This window comes from Sphingopyxis sp. (assembly GCF_035686825.1).
Taxonomy (GTDB): Bacteria; Pseudomonadota; Alphaproteobacteria; order Sphingomonadales; family Sphingomonadaceae; genus Sphingopyxis.
The window spans coordinates 496,347-508,414 of the sequence record NZ_DASRYZ010000003.1; the positions used below are offsets into that span (position 1 = coordinate 496,347).

General features: G+C 65.4%; 10 protein-coding genes. 2 read left to right on the top strand and 8 right to left on the bottom strand.

Translation table 11 applies throughout. The features are described from left to right. Positions 1-31: 31 nt before the first annotated feature. A complete protein-coding gene (locus tag VFG17_RS06960) occupies positions 32-643 on the bottom strand; it encodes a trimeric intracellular cation channel family protein (RefSeq protein ID WP_325028725.1) in 612 nt (203 codons plus the stop codon). 53 nt (positions 644-696) lie between these two features. Here VFG17_RS06960 and VFG17_RS06965 point away from each other — a divergent pair, with 53 nt between their 5' ends. Next, positions 697-1,158: a GFA family protein gene (locus VFG17_RS06965; protein ID WP_325028726.1), complete on the top strand. Its 462-nt coding sequence runs from the start codon at positions 697-699 to the stop codon at positions 1,156-1,158. 4 nt (positions 1,159-1,162) lie between these two features. Here the strand turns inward: VFG17_RS06965 and VFG17_RS06970 are convergent, their stop codons facing one another. From VFG17_RS06970 to mdh, 7 genes are all read right to left on the bottom strand, one after another. Then, positions 1,163-2,500, bottom strand: a complete 1,338-nt coding sequence (locus VFG17_RS06970; protein WP_325028727.1) for an amidohydrolase — start codon at positions 2,498-2,500, stop codon at positions 1,163-1,165. A gap of 26 nt (positions 2,501-2,526) precedes the next feature. Further along, positions 2,527-3,924, bottom strand: coding sequence for a dihydrolipoyl dehydrogenase (lpdA, locus tag VFG17_RS06975; protein ID WP_325028728.1), 1,398 nt, complete (start codon positions 3,922-3,924; stop codon positions 2,527-2,529). 39 nt (positions 3,925-3,963) lie between these two features. Further along, complete coding sequence (odhB, locus tag VFG17_RS06980; protein ID WP_325028729.1) at positions 3,964-5,208, bottom strand: 2-oxoglutarate dehydrogenase complex dihydrolipoyllysine-residue succinyltransferase; 1,245 nt, start codon at positions 5,206-5,208, stop codon at positions 3,964-3,966. A 34-nt stretch (positions 5,209-5,242) separates the two neighbouring features. After that, positions 5,243-8,065 (bottom strand): 2-oxoglutarate dehydrogenase E1 component, encoded by a 2,823-nt coding sequence (locus tag VFG17_RS06985; protein ID WP_325028730.1) that lies wholly within the window; start codon positions 8,063-8,065, stop codon positions 5,243-5,245. 82 nt (positions 8,066-8,147) lie between these two features. Continuing rightward, the gene (locus tag VFG17_RS06990; protein ID WP_414712934.1) at positions 8,148-8,438 is read right to left on the bottom strand and encodes a GIY-YIG nuclease family protein; all 291 of its coding nucleotides are present in this window, start codon (positions 8,436-8,438) and stop codon (positions 8,148-8,150) included. 68 nt (positions 8,439-8,506) lie between these two features. Then, positions 8,507-9,397 (bottom strand): succinate--CoA ligase subunit alpha, encoded by an 891-nt coding sequence (gene sucD / locus VFG17_RS06995; RefSeq protein WP_325028731.1) that lies wholly within the window; start codon positions 9,395-9,397, stop codon positions 8,507-8,509. 125 nt (positions 9,398-9,522) lie between these two features. Then, positions 9,523-10,485 carry a malate dehydrogenase gene (mdh, locus tag VFG17_RS07000; RefSeq protein ID WP_325028732.1) on the bottom strand — a complete coding sequence of 321 codons (963 nt, stop codon included), beginning with the start codon at positions 10,483-10,485 and terminating at the stop codon, positions 9,523-9,525. Between the two features lie 337 nt (positions 10,486-10,822). On the opposite strand from mdh, the gene VFG17_RS07005 reads away from it, so the two are divergent. Further along, complete coding sequence (locus VFG17_RS07005; protein WP_414712935.1) at positions 10,823-11,866, top strand: polysaccharide deacetylase family protein; 1,044 nt, start codon at positions 10,823-10,825, stop codon at positions 11,864-11,866. The last annotated feature ends 202 nt before the right edge of the window (positions 11,867-12,068 follow it).

Sequence of the window (12,068 nt, forward strand, 5' to 3'; positions counted from 1 at the left end):
GAACCTGCCACAGATTCGCGATTTGGCAAGCCTAGGGTTCGCGATAGGCGGGCAATGCGAGTGACCAGCGGATCGCAGCGCCGCGCAGGATGAAACCCGCGACCGCCCCGGTCACCGCCGCGACCGGCGTCCCGGCACCAAGCCACAGCAGGATCAGGAACAGCCCCGACGCGAGCGCCGCCGCGGTGACATAGATTTCGGGCCGGACGATGATCGAGGGGACGCCGGCGAGGATATCGCGGATCGTGCCGCCGACGCATCCCGTGATGACGCCCATCAGCAATGCGGGCGCGGGCGGGACGCCCCATGCCATCGCCTTCGCCGTCCCGAACACGGCATAGGCGGCGAGCCCGACCGCGTCGGCCCATTCGAGCAATTGGCCCTGCCACCAGCGTTCGGGGGTCAGCCAGACAATCAGCGCGATCGCGATGCACACCGCGGCGATCGCGCCGTCCTGCACCCAGAACACCGGCGCTCCGATCAACAGGTCGCGCACGCTGCCCCCGCCGACGCCGGTCACCAGCGCAAAGAAGGCGGCGGTCACGAGCGTCTGACGCAGCCGCACCGCCATCAGCGCGCCCGACAGCGCGAAGACGCCGATGCCGACCAGATCGAGCAGGCGGACGAGCGTTTGTGTATCCATCGCGCGCGGGGCTATCATCGCGCGCGAAAACGCACAATGGAGAGGAGCAAGCCATGGAAGGCCGATGCACCTGCGGCGCGGTTCGTTACCGGATGACCTCGCCGCCAATGATCGTTCATTGCTGTCATTGCCGTTGGTGCCAGCGCGAGACCGGCAGCGCCTTCGTGATCAATGCGGTGATCGAGAGCGACCGGATCAAGGCCGAAGGGGCGCTCGACCATGTGATGACCCCCTCCGAAAGCGGCCAGGGGCAGGAAATCATCCGCTGTCCGACGTGCCGGGTCGCGCTTTGGAGCCACTACCCTGTCTCGGGCCGCCGTTCCTCCTTCGTCCGCGTCGGGACGCTCGACGACCCCGACCAATACCCGCCCGACGTGCATATCTTCACGCGCAGCAAGCAGCCGTGGGTCGTCCTTCCCGCCGATGCGAAAGTCTTTCCCGATTTCTACCCGTCGCCCGAAGGCGTGTGGACCACCGACGCGCGGCGCCGGTGGCAGGTGATGATGGCGGGTTGAAGCCCTATTTCGCCGCCGGTCGCACCCCGCCGATGATCGACAGCATGATCGCGGTCACGGCATTACGGATCGCCGGTTCGGCCTTGGGCGCGAAGAAAGGCGAGTGGTTCGTCGGCGCGGGTTCGCCCTTCGCCTTGAGGTCGGCGAGCACGGCGGGATCGTAACCGCCGATGCCGAAGAAAAGCGACGGCACGCCCGCATCGACAAATTCGGAATAATCCTCGCTCCCCGACATCGGCGTCGCGCTTTCGGGAGCGAAGACCAGCCCCTTGCCGAACGCGGGCGTCAGGGCCGCAACCGCGGCCTTGGCCATCGCCGGGTCATTCATCATGATGCCGGTGCCGCCGATATAGCGGATCGTCGGTTCGGGCGCGCCGCCCATCGCGGCCGCCGACTTCGCGACGCGCGCGGTGCCGTCCTGAAGCAGCTTGCGCACCTCGGGCGACTGAGAACGCAGATTGACCTTCACCTCGGCGCTGTCGGGGATGATGTTGGGCGCGCTGCCGGCGTTGATCGCGCCGATCGTCAGCACGCCGAACGCCGCCGGATCCTTCTCGCGGCTGATCACCACCTGCGTATCGGTGACGAAGCGTGCGGCGATCGGAATCGGATCGATCGTCGCCGCGGGCATCGAGCCGTGGCCGCCGCGGCCGTGAAAGGTGATCGCATAGCTGTCCGAAGCCGACGAGGACGGTCCCGCCTTGATCGCGACGACGCCCGCGGGAAGATTGGTAACATGCGCGGCAAAACCGAAATCGGGCTTGGGAAAGCGTTTGAAAAGCCCGTCGTCGAGCATCGCGCGCGCGCCGCTCAGCGGTTCCTCGGCGGGCTGGCCGATCAGCACCACCGTGCCCGACCAGCTATCGCGCATCGCGCCCAAGGCCTGCGCGACGCCGACCAGATAGGCGACATGCGTGTCGTGGCCGCACGCGTGCATGACGGGCACATCCTTGCCCTCATAGGTCGCGCGCGCCTTGCTCGCCCAGGCGAGCCCGGTCTTTTCCTCCATCGGCAGCGCGTCCATATCGGCGCGCACGAGGATCGTCGGCCCCTCGCCATTCTTGAGCACACCGACGACGCCGGTGCCGCCGACCTTCTCGGTCATGGCAAAGCCCGCGCCGCGCAGATGCTTTGCCAGGATGCCGGCGGTGCGGACCTCCTGCATCCCGAGTTCGGGATGCTGGTGCAGATCCTTGTAGAGCGCTTCGAGCGCCGGGTAATTCTTGTCGAGCAGCGCGCTCAGCCGCGCGTTGGCGGCGGTAAGGTCGGGCGCCGCCTGCGCGCCGGTCGCGGTGAGGGAGAGGAGCAGCGAAGCCGCTGCCCAGAGCCCGTGCTTCGCCATCATATTCTCCCCCAATTTTATCCGTGTCAGATGTGGATCGGCTTGCCCGTCACCGCCATCGCGGCTTCCTTGATCGCCTCGCTGTGCGTCGGATGCGCGTGGCAGGTGTAGGCGATGTCTTCGGACGTCGCGCCGAATTCCATCGCCTGCGCCGCCTGCGCGATCATCGTGCCCGCGACGCTCGCGATGCACCACACGCCGAGCACGCGGTCGCTCTTCGCATCGGCGATGACCTTCACGAAACCGTCGGGTTCGTGGTTGGTCTTGGCGCGGCTGTTCGCCATCATCGGGAACTTGCCGACCTTTACCTCGCCCTTTTCCTTCGCCTGCTCTTCGGTCAGACCGACGCCGGCGATTTCGGGCCAGGTGTAGACCACCGACGGGATGACATCGTGGTTCACGATGCCCGTCAGCCCCGCGATATTCTCGGCGCAGGCGATGCCTTCGTCCTCGGCCTTGTGCGCGAGCATCGGGCCGGGGATGACGTCGCCGATCGCCCAGATACCGGGGACCTGCGTGCTGAAGTCATGATCGGTCTCGATCTGACCGCGCTGGTTGACCGCGAGGCCCGCCTTGTCGAGGCCGAGGCCGTCGGTGTTCGGACGGCGGCCGATCGAGACGAGCACGACATCGGCTTCGAGCGTTTCGGCGTCGCCGCCCGCCGCGGGTTCGAGCGTCAGCACCGCCTTCTTGCCCTTGACCGCAGCCGACGTGACCTTGGTCTTGAGCTTGAATTCCATGCCCTGCTTCTTGAGGATCTTGTTCGCTTCCTTGCGGACGTCGGCGTCCATGCCGGGCAGGATCTGGTCGAGGAATTCGACGACCGTGACCTTGGCGCCAAGGCGGCGCCACACGCTACCGAGTTCGAGCCCGATCACGCCGCCGCCGATCACGACCATATGGCCCGGCACCTTGGCGAGTTCGAGCGCGCCGGTCGAATCGACGATGACCTGCTTGTCGTTATCGACTTCGACACCCGGAAGCGGGGTCACCGACGAACCGGTCGCGATGATGATATTCTTGGCGCGATAGGTCTTGCCCGCGACCTCGACGGTATCTTTCGAGGTGAACTGGGCATAGCCCTTCAGCCAGTCGATCTTGTTCTTCTTGAACAGGAATTCGATACCGCCGGTCAGGCCCTTGACCGCATCCTTGCGCTGGCCGTGCATCGCGGGGAGGTCGAGTTCGGGCTTCACCTTGATACCCATCGCCGCCATCGCGCCGCCCGCTGCGGCCTCGAAATATTCGGATGCGTGGAGCATCGCCTTCGACGGGATGCAGCCGACGTTGAGGCAGGTGCCGCCGAGCGTCTCGCGCCCTTCGGCACACGCGGTCTTCAGGCCCAGCTGCGCCGCGCGGATCGCCGCGACATAACCGCCGGGACCGGCACCGATGACAAGGACGTCGTAGTCGTAATCAGGCATTTTTCGTTCCTTTACCCCTCGGGGGACGGGGTGAAATCTTTAGAGATCGATCAGCAGGCGCGTCGGATCCTCGATCGCTTCCTTGATCGTCTTGAGGAAGGTCACCGCCTCGCGGCCGTCGATCAGGCGGTGGTCATAGCTCATCGCGAGATACATCATCGGGCGGATCACGATTTCGCCGTCGCGCACGACCGGGCGATCCTCGATGCGATGGAGGCCGAGCACCGCCGACTGCGGCGGGTTGATGATCGGAGTCGACATCAGGCCGCCGAACACGCCGCCGTTCGAGATGGTGAAGGTGCCGCCGGTCATGTCGTCCATCGTCAGCGTGCCGTCCTTGGCGCGCTTGCCGAGGTCGGCGATCGCCTTTTCGATGTCGGCGAAGCTCATGCTGTCCGCGTTGCGGACGACCGGCACGACGAGGCCGTTCGGCGCGCTGACCGCGACCGAGACGTCGAGATAATTGTGATAGACGATCTCGTCGCCGTCGATCCGCGCGTTGACCGCGGGAATGTCATGCGCGGCGAGCGCGACCGCCTTGGTGAAGAAGCTCATGAAGCCGAGGCGCACGCCATGCTTCTTTTCGAAGCTGTCGCGATATTTCTCGCGCGTCGCCATCACCGCCGACATGTCGACGTCGTTGAAGGTCGTCAGCATCGCCGCGGTGTCCTGCGCCGCCTTGAGCCGCTTGGCGATCGTCTGGCGCATGCGCGTCATCTTGACGCGTTCTTCCTGGCGGCCCGGCGCAGCGGCGGCAGGCGCCGACGGCGCGGCAGCGGGCGCGGCAGCGGCGGCGGGCGCCGCGCTGGCGGCGGCGAGCACATCTTCCTTGGTCAGACGGCCGTCCTTGCCGCTGCCCTGGATCTTCGTCGGGTCGACGCCATGTTCGAGAACGAGGCGGCGGACGGCGGGCGACATGGTCGTGACCGTGTCGACGCTCTCACCCGCCGGAGCCGCAGTCGCGGCAGGCGCCGGGGCGGCCGCTTCGGCCTTGGCGGGCGCGGGTGCGGGAGCAGCAGCGGCGGGGGCCGGAGCGGTCGCAGCGCCGCCGGCTTCGACGGTCGCGATCGTGGCGCCGACATTGACGGTGTCACCGACCGCAACAAGCTGCTGGCCCATCACGCCGGCCACCGGCGACGGCACTTCGACCGCGACCTTGTCGGTTTCGAGGCTCGCGATCGGCTCGTCGAGCGCCACGGCTTCGCCGGGCTTCTTCAGCCATTCGCCGATCGTCGCTTCGGTGACGCTTTCGCCCAGCGTGGGGACTTTGACTTCGGTGCTCATAGGTGCAGTTCCTTGGGGGGCTTAGGCTTTGGGCTCAGGCTTTTTTCTTGGTGCGGCGGATTTCGGCGCGGACCGACAGGCCGAGCGCGTCGGCGACGAGCGCCGATTGTTCGGTCTGATGGCGGCTCATCAGGCCGGTCGCGGGCGACGCGGCGGCGGCGCGGCCGGCATAGCGCGGACGCATGCCCTTGTGGCCCGCCTCGATCAGCGATTCCTCGATCAGCTCGCCCGCGAAGAACCATGCGCCATTGTTGCGCGGTTCTTCCTGCGCCCAGACGACATCTTCGAGCTTCGGCATCCGCTTCAGGCGAACCGCGAGCGCCTCGCCCGGGAAGGGGTAGAGCTGCTCGATGCGGATCACCGTCGTGTCGGTCAGGCCCGCGGCGTCGCGCGCTTCCATCAGGTCGTAACCGACCTTGCCCGAACAGAGGACGACGCGCTTGATGTCCTTGTCGGCGGGCGGCGTGCGGTCGGACATGATGCGGCGGAAATGCGCATCGCCGATGAAGTCCGACCGCTGCGACACCGCCAGCTTGTGGCGGAGCAGCGACTTGGGCGTCATGATGATCAGCGGCTTGCGGAACGAGCGCAGCATCTGGCGCCGCAGGACGTGGAAATAGTTCGACGGGGTCGAAATATTGCACACCTGGATATTGTCTCCTGCGCAAAGCTGGAGGAAGCGTTCGAGGCGCGCCGAGCTATGCTCGGGCCCCTGCCCCTCATAACCGTGCGGCAGCAACAGCACGAGGCCGTTGGCGCGCAGCCACTTGGCCTCGCCCGCGGCGATGAACTGGTCGATCATGATCTGCGCGCCGTTGGCGAAGTCGCCGAACTGCGCTTCCCAGAGCACGAGGCTCTTCGGATCGGCCATCGCATAGCCATATTCGAAGCCGAGGACGCCATATTCGGAAAGCGGGCTGTCGAGCACCTCGAACCGGCCGTGCGGCACGGTCGTCAGCGGGACATATTTCTGCTCGCTCTTCTGATCGACCCAGACGGCGTGACGCTGGCTGAACGTGCCGCGACCCGAATCCTGACCCGACAGACGGACCTGATAGCCCTCGCTGAGCAGCGTGCCGAAGGCGAGGCTTTCGGCGGTCGCCCAGTCGAACACTTCGCCGTCCTTCTTGTCGGCGAACATCGCGCCGCGCGCGTCGATGACGCGGCGCAGCGTCTTGTGAACCTCGACATCGGCGGGGATGGTGGTCAGCGTGCGGCCGATCGAATCGAACAGCTTTTCCGACACGCCGGTCGCGACGTTGCGGCGGGCGTTTTCGGGGTCGGCGGGGGCGTGCAGCCCCGACCAGCGTCCCGCGAACCAGTCGGCCTTGTTGGGCTTATAGGTCTTCGCCGCCTCGAAGTCGCCTTCGAGCCGCGCGGTGAATTCGGCGCGGCGCGCGTCAGCCCAGCCGGCGTCGATCACGCCTTCGGCTTCGAGCTTTGCAGCGCAAAGCTGCGACACCGGCGGATGCTGGCGAATGCTGGCGTACATGAGCGGCTGGGTGAACGAAGGCTCGTCGCCTTCGTTATGGCCGAAGCGGCGATAGCACCACATGTCGATCACGACGTCGCGCTTGAATTGCTGGCGGAAATCGATCGCGAGCTTGCACGCGAAGGTCACCGCTTCGGGATCGTCGCCGTTGACGTGCAGGATCGGCGCCTGAACGCCCTTGGCGACGTCCGACGGATAGGGGGACGAGCGCGCGAACTGCGGGCTGGTCGTGAAACCGATCTGGTTGTTGACGATGAAGTGGATGCAGCCGCCGGTGTTGTAGCCGCGGATCCCCGAGAAGCCGAGGCATTCCCAGACGATTCCCTGCCCCGCGAAGGCCGCGTCGCCGTGGATCAGCACCGGCAGCACCTGCGTATGTTCGGCGAGGTCGTCGCGCACCACCTGCTGCGCGCGCACCTTGCCGAGCACGACCGGATCGACCGCCTCGAGGTGCGAGGGGTTGGGTACCAGCGACATATGCACCGAAACCCCGTCGAACTCGCGGTCGGTCGAGGTGCCGAGGTGATATTTGACGTCGCCCGAGCCGCCGATGTCGTCGGGGTTGGCCGAGCCGCCGGCGAATTCATGGAAGATCACCTGATAGGGCTTGGCCATGACGTTCGCGAGCATGTTGAGCCGCCCGCGGTGCGCCATGCCATAGACGATTTCCTTCACGCCATATTGGCCGCCATATTTGATGATCGATTCCATCGCGGGGATCATCGATTCGCCGCCGTCGAGCCCGAAGCGCTTGGTGCCGACATATTTGCGCGCGAGGAATTTTTCCCATTCCTCGGCTTCGATCACCTTGTTGAGGATCGCGCGCTTGCCTTCCTGGGTGAATTCGACGCTCTTGTCGGCGCCCTCCATCCGGTCCTGCAGGAACCGCCGCTCCTCGACATCGGAGATGTGCATATATTCGAGGCCGACATGGCCGCAATAATTGGCGCGCAGAATCGCGACGATCTCGCGGATCGTCGCCTTTTCGAGACCCAGCGTTCCGCCGATATACACCGGCCGGTCCTGATCGGCGCCGACGAAGCCGTGATATTCGGGCGTCAGGTCGGCGGGCAGCTCGCGCTGGCTGAGTCCGAGCGGATCGAGCGTGGCGGCAAGGTGCCCGCGCACGCGATAGGTGCGGATCAGCATCATCGCGCGGATCGAATCGTCGGCGGCGCGCTCGACCTCAGCGCTCGACAGCGCGGCGCCCGCCTTGGCGGCGGCGGCCTTCACCGCGACCTGCATCTGCTGCGGGTCGAGCGCGGCGGTCAGGTCGTCGCTGTCGATCCGGGGCCAGTTCTTCGGCGCCCAGCTCGGGCCGGCCTGCGGCTCGTCGATGTCGAAGCTTTGTCGTTCGAGGTTCATAATCTCACACTCGCAGTGCCCCTGCGAAGGCAGGGGCCCATCTCCTGGGGCCTAAACATGGTGCCGACGGCGCCGATTTTCATCAGCCCTGAATCTCGAACCACAAATCCCGCCAATCGGGATTTGTCTCTTCGATCATCCGCACCTTCCAACTTCGTTTCCAACGCTTGATCTGCAGTTCACGCGCACGCGCTTCCTGCAAATCCTCGTGCACTTCAAACCACACCAGCTTCACGCAGCCATGAGTCTGCGTGAAACCTTCGATCACCACCTCGCGGTGCTGATAAACGCGCTGCACCAGCTTGGAGGTTGAGCCGGTATAGATGGCGCCGTTTTTGCGGTTCGCCATGATATAGACTGCACCGCTCTTCACGATTCACCGCTTCGGGTGATGGGCCCCTGCCTTCGCAGGGGCACAAGCATGAAAGAGCGGCACAATAATCAGACGCGTTCCTTGAGCACTTCGGCGAGCGTCGTGCCGAGTTCCGACGGGCTCGCCGACACCTTGATTCCTGCGGCTTCCATCGCCGCGATCTTGCTTTCGGCGTCGCCCTTGCCGCCCGACACGATTGCCCCTGCATGTCCCATGCGGCGGCCCGGAGGGGCGGTGCGGCCCGCGATGAAGCCGGCCATCGGCTTTTTGCGGCCGCGCTTCGCCTCGTCGATCAGGAACTGTGCCGCCTGCTCCTCGGCGTCGCCGCCGATTTCGCCGATCATGATGATGCTCTTCGTCGCATCGTCGGCGAGGAAGAGTTCGAGCACGTCGATGAAGTTGGTGCCGTTGACGGGGTCGCCGCCGATGCCGACCGCGGTGGTCTGGCCGAGGCCGACGTTCGAGGTCTGGAACACCGCTTCATAGGTCAGCGTGCCCGAACGCGAGACGACGCCGACGCTGCCCTTCTTGAAGATGTTGCCGGGCATGATGCCGATCTTGCATTCGTCGGGGGTCAAAACGCCGGGGCAGTTCGGGCCGATCAGGCGCGATTTCGAACCCGACAGCGCGCGCTTCACCTTGACCATGTCGAGCACCGGAATGCCTTCGGTGATCGCGACGATCAGCTCGACCTCGGCATCGATCGCCTCGAGGATCGAGTCGGCGGCGAACGGCGGCGGCACATAGATGACCGAAGCGGTCGCGCCGGTCGCATGCTTCGCTTCCTCGACGGTGTTGAACATCGGCAGGCCGATGTGCTGCGTGCCGCCCTTGCCCGGCGTCACGCCGCCGACCATCTGCGTGCCATAGGCCAGCGCCTGTTCGGTGTGGAAGGTGCCGGTGGCACCGGTCATCCCTTGCGTGATGACCTTGGTATTCTTGTCGATGAGAATGGACATAGATTTCGTTCCGTTGCTCGTGCCCCTGCGGAGGCAGGGGCCCATCTCCTGATTTCGCGTCGCCCGCCGCCCTGATTTGAGAGCGCGGGTGATGGGCCCCTGCCTTCGCAGGAGCACAATGTCCTTTATGCGAGGCTGGGGTCCAGCGCCTTGCACGCGTCGAGCAGTTCCTTGACCGCGTCGACCGAGACCTGGAGGCCCGCCTTGTCGGCGTCATCGAGCTCGATCTCGACGATCTTCTCAACGCCGCCCGCACCGATCATGACCGGCACGCCGACATAGAGGCCGTCGACGCCGTACTGGCCGTCGACATAGGCGGCACAGGGCAGGATGCGCTTCTGGTCGCCGAGATAGGCTTCGGCCATCGCGATGCCCGAGGCTGCGGGCGCATAGAAGGCCGAACCGGTGCCGAGCAGCGCGACGATCTCGCCGCCGCCGCCGCGGGTGCGCTTGACGATCGCGTCGATCTTGTCCTGCGACGACAGGCCCATTTTGACGAGGTCGGGAACAGGGATGCCGTTGATGGTCGAATAGCGGACGACGGGGACCATCGTGTCGCCATGGCCGCCGAGCACGAAGGTGTTCACATCCTTCACCGACACGTCGAACTCGTCGGCGATGAAGTGGCTGAAGCGCGCCGAGTCGAGCACGCCGGCCATGCCGACGACCTTATTGTGCGGAAGCCCCGAGAATTCGCGGAGCGCCCACACCATGGCGTCGAGGGGGTTGGTGATGCAGATGACGAAGGCGTCGGGGGCGTTGGCCTTGATGCCTTCGCCGACGGCCTTCATCACTTTCAGATTGATGCCGAGCAGGTCGTCGCGGCTCATGCCCGGCTTGCGGGCGACACCGGCGGTGACGATGATGACGTCGGCGCCGGCGATATCCTTGTAATCGTTCGTGCCGGTGATCTTCGCGTCGAAGCCCGCGATCGGGCCGACCTGCGACAGGTCGAGCGCCTTGCCCTGCGGCACGCCTTCGACGACGTCGAACAGGACGACGTCGCCCAGTTCCTTCTGCGCGGCGAGCAGCGCCAGCGTTCCGCCGATATTCCCGGCTCCGATCAAAGCGATCTTCTTGCGTCCCATGGCGCGCGGCACTCCCTTCCTGGCAAGCCCGGCAATTGGTTCACAGACCGGCGGGAGCACGGGCTAAAGCTCCGCTCCGGTCCCAAGACTGGCGACGCCCCTACGCCGATTCCCTTAACGAAACAACCGCCAAAAGGACGAAAAACCGCCTTTCTTTGATAATAGTTCGCAATAACAATAGTGTTGTCAAAATTGGATTTCGGAGACAGGCTGGCGCGTGATAGGATAGGATCGCAACGGGTTCGCGGTGGAATGGAACAAAAATGCGTCGTCCGCATAAGCTATCGCCCCGGGGCCGATTAACCCTCCCTTATTCCCGCTTTGTTACGCGCACATGGTGACGCGCGCGATCATCAGCTTTGACACCGAATTGTCGGCCGGCCTCTATCAACGGGGCCATGACGCGCGCGCCAATTTCGAAAGCTCGATCCTCGGCCGCTGCCGCGACGGCGATTTCGGCATCCATTTCCAGATGGACATGCTGGAAAAATACGGCCTCAAGGGCGTGTTCTTCGTCGATCCGATGCCGGCGCTCGTTCACGGATCGTCGATCATCCGCGATATCGTCGCCCCCATCGTCGCGCGCGGTCACGAGGTGCAATTGCACATCCACACCGAATGGCTCGCCTTCGCGCGGTTCAGCCCGGTCGGGCGGCTGACCGGGCGCAACATCGGCGACTTCCCGCTCGGCGCGCAGAAAAAGCTGATCGGGCTCGCGGCGGATATGCTGATGCGCGCGGGCGCCCCCGATCCGGTCGCCTTCCGCGCGGGCAATTTCGGCGCCAACGACGATACGCTGCGCGCGCTCGCCACGCTGGGCTTCGACTATGACAGCAGCTTCAACAGTGCTTATGTGGGCCAGGGCTGCGACATTGCGCTCGACCGCCGCAATATCGGGATGCGCCTGCACCACGGCGTTTGCGAGGTGCCGGTCAGCGGCTTGATGGACCGCGCCGACAGCTTTCGCCCGGCGCAGCTGTGCGCGATGTCCGAAGAGGAGATGCGCGACGCGCTCGATCATACGGCGGCGAGCGGGGCGATCCAATTCTCGGCCTTCAGCCACAGCTTCGAACTTCTGAGCCGCGACCGCGCGGTCGCCAACCGGCTGGCGATCGCGCGCATGGAGGCGCTGTGTCAAGCGGTCGCCGCCGATCCGCGCGTCACCAACGGGGGCTTCGCGGACCTGCCCTTGCCGCCCGCGCGGCCGGGGCCGATCCGGATGCCCGAACCGCGGCCGTTACGGACGCTGCGCCGCACCGCCGAACAGGCAGCGGGGCATCTCGCCCACGAAATGCGTTACGTCCGCAGCCTCACCTATGTCGCCGCCAACACATCACGCTGGGGGAAGATCGCCGGCGGCATCCTGTTGGCCATGGCTTAGGCCACGGACCCGGCGATAGCACGCACGAGGCGTCGAAATGGCGAAGATATCGGGTTTGGGTGGCCGCCGCGGGTAGCATCGCTACCCGCAAGGCCGCGCAGGCCAGAGATCGAAGCCATTTCGGCGTCCCTTCGGGATTTGACCGATTTTGCCCATGGCTTCGTCGGCAAGTCTTGAAATATCGACATATTCCCGCGCCTTG

Coding starts and splice junctions, on each gene's coding strand:
- VFG17_RS06960 (WP_325028725.1), bottom strand. CDS start 643: ATGGATACACAAACGCTCGTCCGCCTGCTCGATCTGGTCGGCATCGGC.
- VFG17_RS06965 (WP_325028726.1), top strand. CDS start 697: ATGGAAGGCCGATGCACCTGCGGCGCGGTTCGTTACCGGATGACCTCG.
- VFG17_RS06970 (WP_325028727.1), bottom strand. CDS start 2,500: ATGGCGAAGCACGGGCTCTGGGCAGCGGCTTCGCTGCTCCTCTCCCTC.
- lpdA (WP_325028728.1), bottom strand. CDS start 3,924: ATGCCTGATTACGACTACGACGTCCTTGTCATCGGTGCCGGTCCCGGC.
- odhB (WP_325028729.1), bottom strand. CDS start 5,208: ATGAGCACCGAAGTCAAAGTCCCCACGCTGGGCGAAAGCGTCACCGAA.
- VFG17_RS06985 (WP_325028730.1), bottom strand. CDS start 8,065: ATGAACCTCGAACGACAAAGCTTCGACATCGACGAGCCGCAGGCCGGC.
- sucD (WP_325028731.1), bottom strand. CDS start 9,397: ATGTCCATTCTCATCGACAAGAATACCAAGGTCATCACGCAAGGGATG.
- mdh (WP_325028732.1), bottom strand. CDS start 10,485: ATGGGACGCAAGAAGATCGCTTTGATCGGAGCCGGGAATATCGGCGGA.